Source organism: Streptomyces sp. NPDC057616 (genome assembly GCF_042800575.1).
In the GTDB taxonomy this organism is placed as follows: Bacteria; Actinomycetota; Actinomycetes; order Streptomycetales; family Streptomycetaceae; genus Streptomyces.
Genome location: NZ_JBHVGU010000079.1, coordinates 1 through 15,758, shown reverse-complemented (window position 1 = coordinate 15,758; position 15,758 = coordinate 1). Strand labels below are relative to the sequence as shown.

The following is a 15,758-nucleotide window of genomic DNA, read 5'->3' as shown; positions in this document are numbered from 1 at the left end:
GCTCAGCGTCGTTCGGGCTTCGCGCTGCGCGACATGAGCTCCTTGACGGCGACCACCGGGGACTTGCCCTCGTGCACGATGGCGACGACCGTCTCGGTGATCGGCATGTCGACGCCGTGCCGGCGCGCCAGATCGAGCACCGACTCGCAGGACTTGACGCCCTCGGCGGTCTGCTTGGTGACCGCGATGGTCTCCTGCAGGGTCATGCCCTTGCCGAGGTTGGTGCCGAAGGTGTGGTTGCGCGACAGCGGCGAGGAGCAGGTCGCCACCAGGTCGCCCAGGCCCGCGAGTCCGGAGAAGGTCAGCGGGTCGGCGCCGAGCGCCATGCCGAGCCGAGTGGTCTCGGCGAGCCCGCGCGTGATGAGCGAGCCCTTGGCGTTGTCGCCGAGGCCCATGCCGTCCGCGATGCCGACGGCGAGCCCGATGACGTTCTTCACCGCGCCGCCGAGCTCGCAGCCGACCACGTCCGTGTTGGTGTACGGCCGGAAGTACGGGGTGTGGCAGGCGGCCTGGAGCCGCTGGGCGACCGCCTCGTCCGTGCAGGCCACCACGGCGGCGGCCGGCATGCGCGCGGCGATCTCCCGTGCGAGGTTGGGTCCGGTGACGACGGCGATCCGGTCGGCGCGCACCTTCGCGACGTCCTCGATCACCTCGCTCATCCGCATGGCGGAGCCGAGTTCGACGCCCTTCATGAGCGACACCAGGACGGTGTCGGGGGCGAGCAGCGGCGCCCAGTCGGCGAGGTTGCCGCGCAGGGTCTGCGAGGGGACCGCGAGGACGGCGAAGTCGGCGCCGCGCGCGGCCTCGGCGGCGTCCGTGGTCGCCCTTACGGCGTCCGGGAGTTCGACGCCGGGAAGGTAGTCGGGGTTCGTACGCGTGGAGTTGACCGCGTCCGCGAGTTCCGCGCGCCGCCCCCACAGGGTGACCTCGCATCCCGCGTCGGCGAGCACCATGGCGAACGCCGTGCCCCACGAACCGGTGCCGAAGACGGCCGCCTTGACCGGCTTGCTCACGTGCTCTGCCCCTCTTCCTGCGCGGCGTCGCCCTGACCCCGTGCCTGCGACTGCGCCTGCGTCCTGCGGCGCTGCTCGATCCGCTCCTGACGCGGGTCGTACGGCGTCGCGGGCGCCTTCGCGCCGCGGATCTCCTCCAGCTGGCGGGTGATCGCGGCCATGATGACCTCGGTCGCCTCCTTCAGCACCTCGGGAGTCATCTCCTGGTCGTAGAAGCGCGTGAGGTCGACGGGCGGGCCGGCGAGCACGTGATGGGTCTTGCGCGGGCGGAGGTTGGGCTTCTTCGCGTACGGCGGCAGGAGTTCGTTGGCGCCCCACTGCGCGATCGGGATCACCGGGCACCTGGTCGTCAGGGCGACTCGCGCGGCACCGGTCTTGCCGACCATGGGCCACTGGTCGGGGTCCCGGGTGATGGTGCCTTCGGGGTAGAACGCGACGCATTCACCGCGCTCCACGGCGTCGATCGCGGCCCGGAAGGCGCTGAGCGCGTCCGTGGTCTCCCGGTAGACGGGGATCTGCCCGGTACCGCGCATGGCGGCGCCGACGAATCCCTTCTTGAAAAGGCCGCTCTTCGCCAGGAATCGCGGGACCCGCTTGGTGTTGTACTGATAGTGCGCGTACGCGAAGGGGTCCACATGGGAATTGTGGTTCACCGCGGTGATAAATCCACCCTCGGCCGGAATGTGCTCCATTCCGCGCCAGTCCCGCTTGATCAGAACCACCAGCGGCGGTTTGCAGAGCACCGCGGCGAAGCGGTACCAGAAGCCGATTCTGCGGCGGGGCACGCGCGCACCTTCCTCTTGGGGTCAGGGACCTCGGACCAGGAGCCGCACAAGTGTCGCCCCAGGCCGCCGGTCTGTCGAGAACACCGTACGCCCCGACGGCGCCGCCACCAGATGGCCGAGGTGACGGCTGAGTGACAATGGCCGCGACAAGAGAGGGACGGAACACCGGTGCAGTGGACCTTGGTCATACCCCTGAAACCCCTGACGCGGGCCAAGAGCAGGCTCGCGGACACTGCCGCCGGCGGGCTGCGCCCGGGCCTCGCCCTCGCCTTCGCCCAGGACACCGTGGCGGCCGCGCTGGCCTGCCCGGCAGTGCGGGATGTGGCGGTCGTCACGGACGACGACCTGGCCGCACGCGAGCTGTCCGCGCTGGGCGCCCGGATCGTCCCCGACGAACCGCGCGGCGGCCTCAACGCGGCGCTGGCCCACGGCGCGGCCGCGGTACGCACCGCACGCCCCGAAAGTCCCGTGGCCGCCCTGAACGCCGATCTTCCGGCACTACGCCCTGCGGAATTGCTCCGGGTACTGGACGCGGCCGCCGAATTCCCGCGCGCTTTTCTCGCCGATACGGCCGCAATCGGCACGACCCTGCTGGCCGCCGCCCCCGCCCGGGAATTGCTTCCGGCATTCGGCCCCGATTCCCGCGCCCGCCACCGCGCTTCCGGGGCCGTGGAACTGACCCTCGACGCGGTCGATTCGGTACGCCAGGACGTGGACACCGGCGCGGACCTGCGGGCGGCCCTGGCCCTGGGCGTCGGCCCGCACACGGCGGCCACGGCAGCGGGCCTGCTGACCCCGGGAACCTGAGCAGCGAGCCCCTCGACAGGCCCCGAACCCCCGCGCACATTAGGCTGGCCGTCATGCAGGCCACGGCATACACCTACGACCCCAACACCCGCGAGGGCAGCGTGCTGCTGGACGACGGCACCCCCGTCCCCTTCGACGCCGCCGCCTTCGACGCCGGCGGACTGCGGCTGCTGCGCCCCGGCCAGCGCGTACGCATCGAGAGCGAGGGCGACGGGGAGAAGCCCCGCATCACGCTGGTGACGCTCCAGACGCTCTGAAGCCGCTCTCAACGCGCTCTGCCGCACCCCGAACACGCCGCGGGCCGGGCTCCCATGAGGAGTCCGGCCCGGCGCGTGAGTGCCCCTGTGCCCTTACCGCTTGCGGGCGGTGGCCTTCTTGGCGGTGGTCTTGCGAGCGGTCGACTTCTTGGCGGGAGCCTTCTTGGCCGTCGCCTTCTTGGCCGGAGCCTTCTTCGCGGTGGCCTTCTTGGCCGTGGTCTTCTTCGCGGCGGCCGTCTTGGCGGCGCCCGTGGTCTTCTTCGCCGTGGTCTTCTTGGCGGTCGTCTTCTTCGCCGTGGCGGTCGTCTTCTTGGCGGTCGTCTTCTTCGCCGCCGTCTTCTTCGCCGCGGCGGTCGCCTTCTTGGCGGTCGTCTTCTTCGCGGCGGCCTTCTTGACGGTGGCCGAAGCCCCACCGGTCAGGCTGCCCTTGGGCGCCTTCTTGACGGCGACCTCGCCGCCGCGCGGGAGCTTCTTCGAGCCGCTCACCAGGTCCTTGAAGCCCTGGCCCGCGCGGAAGCGCGGAACGGAGGTCTTCTTGACCCGAACCCGCTCGCCCGTCTGGGGGTTGCGGGCGTAACGGGCGGGACGGTCGACCTTCTCGAACGAGCCGAACCCGGTGACCGAGACCCGGTCTCCGGCGACGGTCGCGCGGACGATGGCGTCCAGGACCGCGTCGACGGCCTCGGCGGCCTGCTGGCGGCCACCCACCTTGTCGGCAATCGCTTCTACGAGCTGCGCCTTGTTCACGTCTTCCCCTTCGGAGACATCGCCAGAACGAAAGTGTTCAAGCTTTTTCGCACGTTAGGCAGATATATACCGCAAATCAAACACGAAACGGGCTAATCACCCGTGCGCCGCAACGAACTCGACTGCTCCGGCTGCGTTCAGCGGTCCTCTTCAGGGATGCACCCCTTCTCCAGGTCCGTGTTGAACGCCTCCAGACGCCTTGCCGCGTCGGCGAGATCGTGCTTGGCCGCGGCCGTAATGACCAGCAGCTTCCGGGTCAGCGCCATCCGTACGCCCTCCGGGACTTGCAGTGCGCGCACTCGGGAGTGCGCTTCCTTCAGTCGGTCCGCGACTGCCGTGTAGAGCTCGAGTTGGCCGTCGTGTTCCATGCACAGATTGTGCCATCTGGGGCGAGTTGTCGCCTGCGGGGGTAGCAACTGATGCCTCAAACAGCGTTCCGGGCAAGGCCGGACGCCATGCCCACAGCCCACGGCTACCCACACAACGGCCGCCGTAACGTGGGAAGTTGAGGGAAAAAGCAAGACGGTTCCCAGCCGTTCGGGCCCAGACACGGATGTACCCCCGATCGGGCCGATCGGGGGTACATGGGGGTGTTCCGGTGGCCGAAACCCGTCAGGTTCCGGCCCCGCGGACCGGTCCGGGTCAGACCTTGAGCGTCTGCGGCTTGTACGACGGCCGCTTGGCCTCGTACGCGGCGATGTCCGCCTCGTTCTGGAGGGTGATGGAGATGTCGTCCAGCCCGTTCAGCAGCCGCCAGCGGGAGTTCTCGTCGAGCTCGAAGGGGGCGGTGACGCCTTCGGCGCGCACCTCGCGGGCCTCCAGGTCGACGGTGATCTCGGCCTGCGGGTCGCGCTCCGTGAGCTCCCACAGCGCGTCCACGATCTTCTGCTCCAGCACGACCGTGAGCAGGCCGTTCTTCAGGGAGTTGCCGCGGAAGATGTCGGCGAAACGGGAGGAGATCACGGTCTTGAAGCCGTAGTTCTGCAGCGCCCAGACGGCGTGCTCACGGGAGGAGCCGGTGCCGAAGTCGGGGCCGGCGACCAGCACCGTGGCGCCCTGCCGCTCGGGGCGGTTGAGGATGAACGTCTCGTCCTTGCGCCAGGCCTCGAACAGCCCGTCCTCGAAACCGTCCCGGGTCACCTTCTTGAGCCAGTGAGCAGGGATGATCTGGTCGGTGTCGACGTTGGAGCGGCGCAGCGGGACGGCCCGGCCGGTGTGCGTGGTGAATGCTTCCATGACTCTCAGACTCCAGCGGGCGCGGGGGCGTCGGACAGGTCGGCGGGCGAGGCCAGGTGCCCCAGGACCGCGGTCGCGGCGGCGACCTGCGGCGAGACCAGGTGCGTACGGCCGCCCTTGCCCTGCCGGCCCTCGAAGTTGCGGTTGGAGGTGGACGCGGAGCGCTCACCCGGGGCCAGCTGGTCCGGGTTCATGCCCAGGCACATCGAGCAGCCCGCATGCCGCCACTCTGCGCCGGCCTCCTTGAACACGACGTCCAGGCCCTCGGAGACGGCCTGCAGACCGACCCGCGCGGAGCCCGGGACGACCAGCATCCGTACGCCGTCGGCGACTTTGCGGCCCTCGACGATCGCGGCCGCGGCCCGCAGGTCCTCGATCCGGCCGTTGGTGCAGGAACCTACGAAGACGGTGTCCACGTTGATGGAGCGCAGCGCCTGGCCGGCCTCCAACCCCATGTATTCCAGGGCCTTTTCGGCGGCGAGGCGCTCCGAAGCGTCTTCGTACGAAGCCGGGTCGGGGACGGACGCCGAAAGCGGCGCGCCCTGGCCGGGGTTGGTGCCCCAGGTGACGAAGGGCGCCAGCGCGGCGGCGTCGATGACGACCTCGGCGTCGAACTCGGCGTCCTCGTCCGTCTTCAACGTCTTCCAGTACGCGACGGCGGCGTCCCAGTCCTCGCCCTCGGGGGCGTGGGCGCGGCCCTTGATGTACTCGAACGTGGTCTCGTCGGGGGCGATCATGCCCGCGCGGGCACCGGCCTCGATCGACATGTTGCAGATGGTCATCCGGGCCTCCATCGAGAGCTTCTCGATGGCGGAGCCGCGGTACTCCAGGATGTAGCCCTGGCCGCCGCCGGTACCGATCTTGGCGATGATCGCCAGGATCAGGTCCTTGGCCGTGACGCCCTCGGGCAGTTCGCCGTCGACCGTGATCGCCATGGTCTTGGGGCGGGCCAGCGGCAGCGTCTGGGTGGCCAGCACGTGCTCCACCTGGGAGGTGCCGATACCGAAGGCCAGCGCGCCGAAGGCGCCGTGCGTGGAGGTGTGCGAGTCGCCGCATACCACCGTCGTACCGGGCTGGGTCAGACCCAGCTGCGGGCCGACGACGTGCACCACGCCCTGCTCGACGTCGCCCAGCGGGTGCAGCCGTACGCCGAACTCCGCGCAGTTCTTGCGCAGCGTCTCCAGCTGGGCCCGGGAGACCGGGTCGGCGATGGGCTTGTCGATGTCGAGGGTGGGGGTGTTGTGGTCCTCGGTCGCGATGGTGAGGTCGAGGCGGCGCACCGGGCGACCGTTCTGCCGCAGGCCGTCGAAGGCCTGCGGGCTGGTCACCTCGTGCAGCAGGTGCAGATCGATGAAGAGGAGGTCGGGCTCGCCCTCGGCGCGCCGGACGACATGGTCGTCCCAGACCTTCTCCGCGAGTGTCCTACCCATCGCTTTCCCTTCGGCCGGCCACGACGTCCACCGGCCTTGCTAGAGATCTTGAGGAGACGACGCCCGGCCCCAGTTCACGGGCGCCCGCCACCGGACCCGTTCGGTCTGCGGGCCGCTATGCGTACAAGGGTTGCGCGTCTCACGGAAAAATGAACTTGCGTTTCACAGAGTGAGACGCGAGTATCGTTTCATGGACAACAGTAGCGGCGTCGGCGTTCTGGACAAGGCGGCCCTTGTCCTGAGCGCCCTGGAGTCCGGACCCGCCACCCTCGCAGGACTGGTTGCGGCGACCGGACTGGCACGACCCACGGCCCACCGTCTGGCCGTGGCTCTGGAACACCACCGTATGGTGGCGCGCGACATGCAGGGTCGATTCATCCTCGGGCCCCGCTTGGCCGAGCTGGCCGCGGCGGCCGGTGAGGACCGTCTCCTCGCGACCGCGGGCCCGGTGCTCACGCATCTGCGGGACATCACCGGCGAGAGCGCCCAGCTCTACCGGCGCCAGGGCGACATGCGCATCTGCGTCGCCGCTGCGGAGCGCCTGTCCGGACTGCGGGACACCGTCCCGGTCGGCTCGACGCTGACCATGAAGGCCGGCTCCTCCGCGCAGATCCTGATGGCATGGGAGGAGCCGGAGCGTCTGCACCGGGGCCTGCAGGGCGCCCGGTTCACGGCCACCGCCCTCTCCGGCGTACGGCGCCGCGGCTGGGCCCAGTCCATCGGCGAGCGGGAGCCGGGCGTCGCGTCCGTCTCCGCCCCCGTGCGGGGCCCGTCCAACCGCGTGGTGGCCGCCGTCTCGGTCTCCGGCCCCATCGAGCGCCTGACGCGCCACCCGGGCCGTATGCACGCCCAGGCGGTCATCGACGCCGCCGCCCGCCTCTCCGAGGCGCTGCGCCGCACCGGCTGAACCGGCCTCCCCCATCGGACGTCGACGGGGAGAGTCCGCCTCAACGCCGCGGCAGACCCTCCCCGTTCCCCCGAACCCCCCGGCTTCTCGCTCAGCCCGCCCGCTTCTGCGCTGCCCCGGCCCCGGACCGGTACGCGAAGCGGTCCTTGGCGTACCGCCCACGCCGCTCCAGGGGCACCTGCCCGTGCGCCTTCGCGAGCCCGAAGGCCGGCATGTCGAAGTAGATCGACTCGTACGCCCCCTCGGGCACCACGTACGCCTCGTGCCACAGGCCCACGTACCCGCGCACCTTCCCCGCCCGCTCCTTGCGGTTGATGATCCCCCACACCCGGTGATGGAACATGTCCGGCGAGCTCGCGTACGCGTAGAGCTTCTCCTTGGACTCCCAGTACTGGACGACGTAGTAGGTCCGCGGCGAGGCGGTCAGCAGCACGTGCTCCAGCAGCCCCCGGCCGGGGTCCCGTCCGAGCTCGCGCAGCATGCGCAGCATCGACACCATGACCGGCACCCACTGGTGCACGGCCCAGAACCTGTTGACCCGCATGCCGATCAGCACGACCACCACATCACCCTGGCCGTCCGCGGTCGTACGGCCCGGCACCGGCTTCGCGAACATGGCGGCCCTCCTGGCTCGCTCGATCGGATAGCGGCACTATCCTTCGAATCGGTGCTTGGATAGTGGCACTGACCAAGGAAGGGCGCAAGACATGCGGCTGAGGGAGCTCAGCGAGCGCAGTGGGGTCTCCACCGCGACGATCAAGTACTACCTGCGCGAAGGCCTGTTGGCGCCTGGCCGGCAGATCAACACCACGACGGCCGAGTACGACGAGGAGCATCTGCGCCGGCTGCGGCTGGTGCGCGCGATGATCCAGGTCGGCGGCGTGCCGGTGGCGAAGGTGCGCGAGGTGCTCGGGCACGTCGACGACGACTCCCTCGGCCGTACGATCCGGATGGGCGCGGCGCTGTGGGCCCTGCCGCAGGTGCCCGAACCGGACACCGAGGACGAGTACGTCCGCGCCGCCGGCGAGGAGGCGGAACGGCTGCTGGAGGCGCTGGGCTGGACCAACGCCCGCTCCCTGATCACGATCTCGCCCGCATACCGCAGGCTGGTGGTGTCGATCGCCGCGTTCCGCCGCCTCGGCTACGACTGGGAGACCGAACTCCTCATGTCCTACGCCCGGTTGATGCACGAGGCCGCGGTCCTGGACCTGGACTTCGTGGAGACGCACGGCTCGGAGGCCGAGAAGGTCGAGACGGCCGTCCTGGGCGTGATCCTCGCCCAGCCGATCCTCCAGGCGCTGCACCGGCTCGCGCAGGAGGAGGAGTCGGCGCGGCGCTACGGCTTCGGCTAGGGCCCGTACGTCCCGGTCCCGCTCACGACGAAGGCCCTCCGCCGTGAGCGGAGGACCTTCGTCTCTGTACCCCCGACCGGATTCGAACCGGCGCTACCGCCTTGAGAGGGCGGCGTGCTAGGCCGCTACACAACGGGGGCGAGGATCTTACGTTTCCGCAGATCCGAGCTGGTCTACCTGGACTCGAACCAAGACTAACTGAACCAGAATCAGTCGTGCTGCCAATTACACCATAGACCAATGTGGTTTAGACCAGTTTGTACCCCCGACCGGATTCGAACCGGCGCTACCGCCTTGAGAGGGCGGCGTGCTAGGCCGCTACACAACGGGGGCCCTAGCGATCCCGAGTTGATCAGGATCAGTACCCCCGACCGGATTCGAACCGGCGCTACCGCCTTGAGAGGGCGGCGTGCTAGGCCGCTACACAACGGGGGCTTTGCAGATGAGCTCTGCGAGCTGGCCTACCTGGACTCGAACCAAGACTAACTGAACCAGAATCAGTCGTGCTGCCAATTACACCATAGGCCACTGGAACGCAAGCCCCTGCGGGGATCTTGTTCTAGCTTGCTCCTCCGGTTCCAGGCCCTTCGGCCCGCTGCCCGGCGGCGCAGGAAGAACATTACCTGAAGGTGGACGGGGCTCCAAAACGGGTATCGGCGCCGAGCAGCGCGGGGAGTTCGGCGAGGGAGGCGATCCGGTGGGGGCCCGTGCCCGCGCCGCCGCCGGTGTGCGCGCCGGAGCGGTCGATCCAGACCGACAGCAGGCCCGCCTCGGCGGCGCCCCGGCCGTCGATCTCCGGGTGGTCGCCGACGTACGCGACCTGGTGCGGGGCGAGTTCGAGGGCCTCGCAGGCGGCGAGGAAGGCTCCGGCCTCGGGCTTGGAGACGCCCAGTTCGGCGGCGCACAGGACGGCCTCGAAGCGGTCGTGCACGCCGAGCCTGCGCAGCTTGCGGTCCTGGACGGTGAGGCTGGAGTTGGACAGCACCGCGTGCCGGTGGCTGGTGGCGAGCGCGTCGAGGACGGGCAGCACGTCCGGGAAGAGCGACCAGGCGGTCTCGTAGTGCGCGATGTAGCGCGCGAACCACGCCTCGGCCTCGTCGTCGGACAGCTCCTCGCCGAGGAAGACCCGCACCCGGTCCCGGCGCTGGCCGTCGAAGGACACCTCGCCGGCGGAGAAGCGCGCCCACTGGGCGTCGGTGACCGCCCGCCAGTGCGCGAGGGCCTCGTCCACGGTGCCGTACCCGTGGAGCAGGCCCTCGGCCGCCAGATGGGCGCGCATTCCGGCGCGGTCCGCCGACGTGTAGTCGAACAGGGTGTCGTCCACGTCCCAGACGATGGCGTGGACCGGGGTGTCGCCGGTGCGCGGGGTCATGGACCGACCGTAACCCGGCGGGCGGGCGGCGCGTCGGTCAGTTCACCGTGGTCGTGCCGGTCAGGGGCAGGTCGGCGCCCTGGGCGTCGGCGGGCCGGGCGGTGAGGGTCCAGGTGCAGGTGCCGGCGGGCGCCCGGGTGCCGTCCTGCCGGTGACGTCCCACGCGGGCCGGACCGCGGTCGCGGTCGAGGCGCCGGTGAGCGTGCGGACGGTCGTGCCCGCGGCGGTGCTCAGGGCCCGGCGGCCAGGCCGACGGCTTGCTCAGCTGCCGGAACGGCCTCCAGGGAGCGGCCACCAGGCCGCCCGCCGCCGGGCCGGTCGCCCCCGGTCGCGGGTGACGCACCTGTGCATCACCTGTAGGGGGTCCATGCAACTGCCGCTCGGGGAGCGGGAGTTGCATGGAAGGCGGAACTCCGGGTGACGGAACGGTGTACGCCGGGGTCCCGCCCTCACGCGTGCGTGCGTTACGCGGCCAGCTTCGCCAGGGCCGCGTCGATCCTGGCCAGGGTCTTCTCCTTGCCCAGGACCTCGAGGGACTCGAAGAGGGGCAGGCCGACCGTGCGGCCGGTGACCGCGACGCGGACCGGTGCCTGCGCCTTGCCGAGCTTGAGGCCGTGGGCCTCCCCGGCCGCCAGGACGGCCTCCTTCAGGGCCTCCGCGGAGGCCCAGTCGGCCGCCTCGAGCTTCTCGCGGGCGGTGACCAGCAGCGCGTCCGAGCCCTCCTTCATCGCCTTCGTCCAGCTCGCCTCGTCCGAGACCGGCTCGGCGAGGAACAGGAAGTCGACGTTGTCGGTGATCTCGGAGAGGACCTTCAGGCGGGTCTGGGCGTGCGGGGCGATCGCCTGCCACCGCGACTCGTCGAAGTCCTCCGGCGCCCAGGGGGCGAACGGGGCCTGCAGCCACGGACGGCAGCGCTCGGTGAAGTCCTTCACGTCGAGCAGCCGGATGTGGTCGCCGTTGATCGCCTCGCACTTCTTGAGGTCGAAGCGGGCCGGGTTGGGGTTCACGTCCGCGATGTCGAACGCCGCCACCATCTCCGCGATGCTGAAGATGTCCTGGTCCGCCGAGAGCGACCAGCCCAGCAGCGAGAGGTAGTTGAGCAGGCCCTCGGGCAGGAAGCCGCGCTCGCGGTAGAGGTTGAGCGAGGACTGCGGGTCGCGCTTGGAGAGCTTCTTGTTGCCCTCCCCCATCACGTACGGCAGGTGCCCGAAGGCCGGGGTCTGCTTGGCGATGCCCAGCTCGGTCAGCGCCTTGTAGAGCGCGATCTGGCGCGGGGTGGAGGAGAGCAGGTCCTCGCCGCGCAGGACGTGGGTGATCTCCATCAGGGCGTCGTCGACGGGGTTCACGAGCGTGTACAGCGGCGCGCCGTTGGCTCGTACGATCCCGTAGTCCGGCACGTTCTCCGGCGTGAACGTCAGCTCGCCGCGGACCAGGTCCGTGAAGGTGATCGTCTCGTCGGGCATGCGGAAGCGCACGATCGGGGTGCGGCCCATGGCCTGGTACTCGGCGACCTGCTCCGCGCTCAGGGCGCGGCAGTGGCCGTCGTAGCCGGACGGCCTGCCGGCGGCGCGGGCGGCCTCGCGGCGGGTGTCCAGCTCCTCCTGGGAGCAGTAGCAGTGGTAGGCGTGGCCGGCGTCCAGGAGCTTCTGGGCGACATCCTTGTAGATGTCCATGCGCTGCGACTGGCGGTAGGGCGCGTGCGGGCCGCCGACCTCGGGGCCCTCGTCCCAGTCGAAGCCCAGCCAGCGCATCGCGTCGAGCAGCTGGTCGTAGGACTCCTCGGAGTCGCGGGCCGCGTCGGTGTCCTCGATGCGGAAGACCAGCGTGCCCTGGTGGTGCCGGGCGAACGCCCAGTTGAACAGGGCGGTGCGCACCAGGCCCACGTGCGGGTTACCGGTGGGGGACGGACAGAAACGGACGCGGACGGGTGAGCCGGGTGCGCTAGCCACGCTTGACAACCTTGTTGGTGAGAGTGCCGATGCCTTCGATGGTGACGGCGACCTCGTCGCCGACGGTGAGCGGCCCGACGCCTGCCGGGGTGCCCGTGAGGATCACGTCGCCGGGGAGCAGCGTCATGGCCTCGGTGATGTTGACGATCAGGTCCTCGATCGGGTGGATCATCTCGCTGGTGCGGCCGAGCTGGCGCTGCTCGCCGTTGACCGTGAGCTGGATGGTCAGATCGCCGGCGGCGGCGACGTCCAGGCCGGTCTCCACCCACGGTCCGAGCGGGCAGGAGCTGTCGAAGCCCTTGGCCCGCGCCCACTGCTTCTCGCGCTTCTGCACATCACGCGCGGTGATGTCGTTGGCGCAGGTGTAGCCGAAGATCACGTCCTTGACGCGCTCGCGCGGGACCTCGCGGCACATGCGGCCGATGACCACGGCCAGTTCGGCCTCGTGGTGCAGGTCCTCGGTGAAGGACGGGTACTGGATCTCGTCGCCGGGGCCGATCACCGAGGTCGACGGCTTGAAGAAGGCGAACGGTGCGTCGGGCACCTCGTTGCCGAGCTCGCGCGCGTGCTCCGCGTAGTTGCGGCCGAAGGCCACGACCTTGTTGGGGAGCACCGGCGGCAGCAGCCGGACCTTGCTCAGCGGGACCTTCGTGCCGGAGAGCTCGAAGTCCGCGAACGGGATGCCCTTGATGATGTCGAGGACGAGCTCGTCGGGCTTGTCACCCTCGACCGCGCCGAAGGCGACGTTCCCGTCGATGGAGAATCTGGCGATGCGCACGGGATCCTTGCGCCCCTCACTGAGCCTGCTGGGATTCTGACGCTCCAGGCTAACGCGGCAGGGGGCCGCCCACGTGCGCACGACGGCGCGGAAGGGCGCCTTGAGTGATCGGCGCCCCGTGCGCGTACTACTCGGCGACGGCGGCCGCGACCGGGACCTCTTCCAGAACGGTGCGCCGGGGGTTGGCGGTGTGCGTGGGAAGATCGACGGGGTGCTGCGGCTGCTGCGGGATCTGCAGTTCCTCGGTGCCCTCGAGGTGGGCGAGGGTGGTGCGCCGCGGGTTGGCTATGTTGTGGAACATCATCGTCGTCTTCACGGTTGTTCTGGGCCCTGTTCTCGGTCGCGGGTCGGCATTTTCCTACATCTTGTAAAGCGCCAGGCTAGACGCGCCATTCCCCGCGGAAGTCCGATGAACCCCTCGACGTACATGTGAGTTTGCTCACTGCGTCGCAGACAAAGCGGTCAATTCAGGCCCGCAACCCACCCCGACGAAACGGACATTGGCCACCTGAAGCCATCATTCCGCTCCTGATCATGGCGACTGGGACACCGCCCGCACCGGCACAACTCGCGGTCATACGCCCGTTTTGCGGGAGATCCCTCTCTACGGCTGGTGACTCCGCACTCACGTGGTGTCACCTACGTCACGGCATCACACGTGAACCTTGTTGGAGATCCTGCACTGTGCTGGAATGCCACGGACCGCCGCAGGATCGAGCCGGCGCACAGGGGGCGCAACAAGCGCCGAGTGACGGCGAGAAGGGGGAACCGGCGCCGGTCACTCACGACCATCAGGGAGCGCATTCAGGGCGCCCCCTAAACGCCGACACCGTGTCCTTCCGCTCGCGCGGAGGGGCGCCTGGTCCAGAGGTTGCGACGCTAGTGCAGGGACGTTTCAAGAGGGATGGCAGTGCTTCGGCGGAGCCGGAGCCGCACGGCGGGACTGGCCCCAATGTCGGCAGTTCCTCGCCCCAGCACGCCCAGAACCCGGGATCGGCGCCGTCCGGTGACGGCGGAGACCGCTCTGGGCGCCCCGGCCCGGCGGCAGCACCCGGGACGCCCGGTGCCGCTGCCCCGGTGATCAAGCCGCCGAAGGGCCCGAGCGGCCCGGGATCGCGCGTGGCACTGCGCAACTGGCGCATCTCCACGCGCCTGGTGTCGCTGCTCGCGCTCCCCGTGGTGGCCGCCACCTCGCTGGGCGCCCTGCGCATCAGCGACAACATGGACGACATCCAGCAGCTCGACAACATGAAGCTGCTGACGGACATGACCAAGCAGGCCACCGAGCTGGCGGCCGCGCTCCAGGAGGAGCGCGACCAGTCGGCCGGCCCGCTGGCGCACGGCTCCAAGGCGAGCGACTACACGGTCAAGGGCTACCGCGACAAGACGGACCGGGCCGAGCAGAACTTCAAGGACGCCGCCGAGGAGATCGACGTCTCCGGCAAGGACAACAGCCTCCAGGGCGTCCGGGAGAGCCTCGTCAGTGTCGTCAGCGACCTGGGCACGCTGGAGAAGATCCGCGCCGGCGCCTACGAGACCAAGCTCAACTCCTCGCAGACGGTCGAGTCGTACCACCGCCTCATCACGCACCTGCTGGACCTCTCGCAGGACATGGCGGAGGCCACCAGCAACCCCGAGATGATCCAGCGCACGCGCTCCCTGGCGGCCTTCTCCTCCGCCAAGGAGTACGCGTCCATCCAGCGCGCGGTCCTCGCGGCGGCCCTGCCCGCCAACAACACCACGGTCGGCAAGCTCTCCGAGAACGACCGGCTCTACGCCCAGTCGGCGCTGCAGAGCCAGGGCTCGGAACTGCGCAGCTTCAAGAGCATCTACGGCACGGACAGCGCGGCCGCCCTCCTCAAGCCCATCGAGGAGAACAACGCGACCATCAAGGCCACCGACACCTACGCCAGCCGCGCGCTGGCCGGTCAGGACGGCCTGCAGGACCTGCAGAAGCGTTCGTACCAGGACTGGGTGGACGACAGCTCGACCAAGATCGAGCAGATGCAGAAGATCGAGCACACGCTCCTCGAGGACATGGAGCAGAAGGCCCGCGAGCTGCGTGCCGCCTCCGAGCGTGAGGCGATCATCTCCGGTGCGCTGATCCTGCTCGTGCTCGGCGTCTCGCTCGTCGGCGCCTTCGTCATCGCCCGGTCCATGATCCGCTCGCTGCGCCGCCTGCAGGAGACCGCCAACAAGGTCGCGCAGGACCGCCTGCCCGAGCTGGTCAAGCAGCTGTCGGAGTCGGACCCGCAGGACGTCGACACCTCCGTCGAGTCGGTCGGTGTGCACTCCCGGGACGAGATCGGCCAGGTGGCCGCGGCCTTCGACGACGTCCACCGCGAGGCGGTCCGCCTCGCCGCCGAGCAGGCCCTCCTGCGGGGCAACGTCAACGCGATGTTCACCAACCTCTCGCGCCGCTCCCAGGGCCTCATCCAGCGTCAGCTCTCGCTCATCTCCGAACTGGAGTCCCGCGAGGCCGACCCGGACCAGCTGTCCTCGCTGTTCAAGCTCGACCACCTCGCGACGCGTATGCGCCGTAACGGTGAGAACCTCCTCGTCCTCGCGGGTGAGGAGCCCGGCCGCCGCTGGACCCGCCCGGTCCCGCTGGTCGACGTGCTCCGCGCCGCCGCGTCCGAGGTGGAGCAGTACGAGCGCATCGAGCTGGCCGCCGTGCCGACCACCGAAGTGGCCGGCCGCGTGGTCAACGACCTCGTGCACCTGCTCGCCGAGCTGCTCGAGAACGCGACCTCCTTCTCCTCGCCGCAGACCAAGGTCAAGGTCACCGGTCACGCGCTGCCCGACGGGCGGGTGCTGATCGAGATCCACGACACCGGTATCGGCCTCTCTCCCGAGGACCTCGCGGCGATCAACGAGCGGCTCGCCTCGCCGCCCACCGTGGACGTCTCGGTCTCCCGCCGCATGGGTCTGTTCGTGGTCGGTCGTCTGTCGCAGCGCCACGGCATCCGCATCCAGCTCCGTCCGTCCGACTCCGGCGGTACGACCGCGCTGGTCATGCTGCCCGTGGACGTCGCCCAGGGCGGCAAGAAGCCCCAGGGCAAGCCCGGCCAGGGCGCCGGCAACTCCGGTGGCCCCGCCGCCGCGCAGGCCGCCGCCGGTGTGGC

The 15,758-nt window shown here is 69.9% G+C and carries 17 protein-coding genes and 5 tRNA genes; 5 read left to right on the top strand and 17 right to left on the bottom strand.

Annotation, left to right across the window (positions count from 1 at the left end; translation table 11 throughout):
- Positions 1–2: 2 nt before the first annotated feature.
- Positions 3–1,013: an NAD(P)H-dependent glycerol-3-phosphate dehydrogenase gene (locus ACFU97_RS45495; RefSeq protein WP_384269052.1), complete on the bottom strand. Its 1,011-nt coding sequence runs from the start codon at positions 1,011–1,013 to the stop codon at positions 3–5.
- Complete coding sequence (locus ACFU97_RS45490; RefSeq protein ID WP_384269050.1) at positions 1,010–1,798, bottom strand: lysophospholipid acyltransferase family protein; 789 nt, start codon at positions 1,796–1,798, stop codon at positions 1,010–1,012. Before ACFU97_RS45490 ends, ACFU97_RS45495 begins: the two co-directional genes overlap by 4 nt.
- 168 nt (positions 1,799–1,966) lie before the next feature.
- On the opposite strand from ACFU97_RS45490, the gene cofC reads away from it, so the two are divergent.
- Complete coding sequence (gene cofC / locus ACFU97_RS45485) at positions 1,967–2,605, top strand: 2-phospho-L-lactate guanylyltransferase (RefSeq protein WP_384269047.1); 639 nt, start codon at positions 1,967–1,969, stop codon at positions 2,603–2,605.
- Positions 2,606–2,658: 53 nt separating this feature from the next.
- Positions 2,659–2,862 (top strand): hypothetical protein, encoded by a 204-nt coding sequence (locus ACFU97_RS45480; RefSeq protein WP_384269044.1) that lies wholly within the window; start codon positions 2,659–2,661, stop codon positions 2,860–2,862.
- A 93-nt stretch (positions 2,863–2,955) separates the two neighbouring features.
- Here ACFU97_RS45480 and ACFU97_RS45475 read toward each other — a convergent pair whose 3' ends face one another.
- The 4 genes from ACFU97_RS45475 to leuC all read right to left on the bottom strand — a co-directional run bounded on the left by ACFU97_RS45475 (position 2,956) and on the right by leuC (position 6,275).
- A complete protein-coding gene (locus ACFU97_RS45475) occupies positions 2,956–3,609 on the bottom strand; it encodes an HU family DNA-binding protein (protein WP_384269041.1) in 654 nt (217 codons plus the stop codon).
- Positions 3,610–3,746: 137 nt separating this feature from the next.
- On the bottom strand, positions 3,747–3,977 hold the full coding sequence (locus ACFU97_RS45470) for a hypothetical protein (protein WP_384269038.1): 231 nt from the start codon (positions 3,975–3,977) through the stop codon (positions 3,747–3,749).
- Between the two features lie 274 nt (positions 3,978–4,251).
- On the bottom strand, positions 4,252–4,845 hold the full coding sequence (gene leuD / locus ACFU97_RS45465) for a 3-isopropylmalate dehydratase small subunit (protein ID WP_384269035.1): 594 nt from the start codon (positions 4,843–4,845) through the stop codon (positions 4,252–4,254).
- A 5-nt stretch (positions 4,846–4,850) separates the two neighbouring features.
- The gene (gene leuC, locus ACFU97_RS45460; protein ID WP_384269032.1) at positions 4,851–6,275 is read right to left on the bottom strand and encodes a 3-isopropylmalate dehydratase large subunit; all 1,425 of its coding nucleotides are present in this window, start codon (positions 6,273–6,275) and stop codon (positions 4,851–4,853) included.
- Positions 6,276–6,465: 190 nt separating this feature from the next.
- Between leuC and ndgR the strand changes: the two genes are divergently transcribed.
- On the top strand, positions 6,466–7,182 hold the full coding sequence (ndgR, locus tag ACFU97_RS45455; RefSeq protein ID WP_007384919.1) for an IclR family transcriptional regulator NdgR: 717 nt from the start codon (positions 6,466–6,468) through the stop codon (positions 7,180–7,182).
- A 91-nt stretch (positions 7,183–7,273) separates the two neighbouring features.
- Here ndgR and ACFU97_RS45450 read toward each other — a convergent pair whose 3' ends face one another.
- A complete protein-coding gene (locus ACFU97_RS45450) occupies positions 7,274–7,798 on the bottom strand; it encodes a DUF4188 domain-containing protein (protein ID WP_384269029.1) in 525 nt (174 codons plus the stop codon).
- 91 nt (positions 7,799–7,889) lie between these two features.
- Here ACFU97_RS45450 and ACFU97_RS45445 point away from each other — a divergent pair, with 91 nt between their 5' ends.
- On the top strand, positions 7,890–8,534 hold the full coding sequence (locus tag ACFU97_RS45445; RefSeq protein WP_384269027.1) for a MerR family transcriptional regulator: 645 nt from the start codon (positions 7,890–7,892) through the stop codon (positions 8,532–8,534).
- A gap of 67 nt (positions 8,535–8,601) precedes the next feature.
- On the opposite strand, the gene ACFU97_RS45440 is transcribed toward ACFU97_RS45445, so the two are convergent.
- From ACFU97_RS45440 to ACFU97_RS45395, 10 genes are all read right to left on the bottom strand, one after another.
- Positions 8,602–8,674 (bottom strand) — tRNA-Glu (locus tag ACFU97_RS45440).
- Positions 8,675–8,702: 28 nt separating this feature from the next.
- Positions 8,703–8,774 (bottom strand) — tRNA-Gln (locus tag ACFU97_RS45435).
- Positions 8,775–8,794: 20 nt separating this feature from the next.
- Positions 8,795–8,867, bottom strand: a tRNA-Glu gene (locus ACFU97_RS45430).
- A 29-nt stretch (positions 8,868–8,896) separates the two neighbouring features.
- Positions 8,897–8,969 (bottom strand) — tRNA-Glu (locus ACFU97_RS45425).
- 21 nt (positions 8,970–8,990) lie between these two features.
- Positions 8,991–9,062 (bottom strand) — tRNA-Gln (locus ACFU97_RS45420).
- 91 nt (positions 9,063–9,153) lie between these two features.
- Positions 9,154–9,906: an HAD family hydrolase gene (locus tag ACFU97_RS45415; protein WP_384269024.1), complete on the bottom strand. Its 753-nt coding sequence runs from the start codon at positions 9,904–9,906 to the stop codon at positions 9,154–9,156.
- Between the two features lie 37 nt (positions 9,907–9,943).
- The gene (locus ACFU97_RS45410; RefSeq protein ID WP_384269021.1) at positions 9,944–10,249 is read right to left on the bottom strand and encodes a hypothetical protein; all 306 of its coding nucleotides are present in this window, start codon (positions 10,247–10,249) and stop codon (positions 9,944–9,946) included.
- 121 nt (positions 10,250–10,370) lie between these two features.
- Complete coding sequence (gene gltX, locus ACFU97_RS45405) at positions 10,371–11,855, bottom strand: glutamate--tRNA ligase (RefSeq protein WP_384269019.1); 1,485 nt, start codon at positions 11,853–11,855, stop codon at positions 10,371–10,373.
- A complete protein-coding gene (locus ACFU97_RS45400) occupies positions 11,848–12,633 on the bottom strand; it encodes a fumarylacetoacetate hydrolase family protein (RefSeq protein ID WP_384269016.1) in 786 nt (261 codons plus the stop codon). The genes gltX and ACFU97_RS45400 overlap by 8 nt, the downstream gene beginning before the upstream one ends.
- A 127-nt stretch (positions 12,634–12,760) precedes the next feature.
- Positions 12,761–12,949 (bottom strand): hypothetical protein, encoded by a 189-nt coding sequence (locus ACFU97_RS45395; protein ID WP_384269013.1) that lies wholly within the window; start codon positions 12,947–12,949, stop codon positions 12,761–12,763.
- A 566-nt stretch (positions 12,950–13,515) separates the two neighbouring features.
- On the opposite strand from ACFU97_RS45395, the gene ACFU97_RS45390 reads away from it, so the two are divergent.
- Positions 13,516–15,758, top strand: a 2,243-nt coding sequence (locus ACFU97_RS45390; RefSeq protein ID WP_384269010.1) for a nitrate- and nitrite sensing domain-containing protein, incomplete at its 3' end; no start/stop codon positions are given.

Bases quoted from the DNA above. Each gene is read 5' to 3' on its own strand.
- ACFU97_RS45480 (WP_384269044.1), top strand. From the start codon at position 2,659: ATGCAGGCCACGGCATACACCTACGACCCCAACACCCGCGAGGGCAGC.
- ACFU97_RS45470 (WP_384269038.1), bottom strand. From the start codon at position 3,977: ATGGAACACGACGGCCAACTCGAGCTCTACACGGCAGTCGCGGACCGA.
- leuD (WP_384269035.1), bottom strand. From the start codon at position 4,845: ATGGAAGCATTCACCACGCACACCGGCCGGGCCGTCCCGCTGCGCCGC.
- leuC (WP_384269032.1), bottom strand. From the start codon at position 6,275: ATGGGTAGGACACTCGCGGAGAAGGTCTGGGACGACCATGTCGTCCGG.
- ndgR (WP_007384919.1), top strand. From the start codon at position 6,466: ATGGACAACAGTAGCGGCGTCGGCGTTCTGGACAAGGCGGCCCTTGTC.
- ACFU97_RS45450 (WP_384269029.1), bottom strand. From the start codon at position 7,798: ATGTTCGCGAAGCCGGTGCCGGGCCGTACGACCGCGGACGGCCAGGGT.
- ACFU97_RS45445 (WP_384269027.1), top strand. From the start codon at position 7,890: ATGCGGCTGAGGGAGCTCAGCGAGCGCAGTGGGGTCTCCACCGCGACG.
- ACFU97_RS45415 (WP_384269024.1), bottom strand. From the start codon at position 9,906: ATGACCCCGCGCACCGGCGACACCCCGGTCCACGCCATCGTCTGGGAC.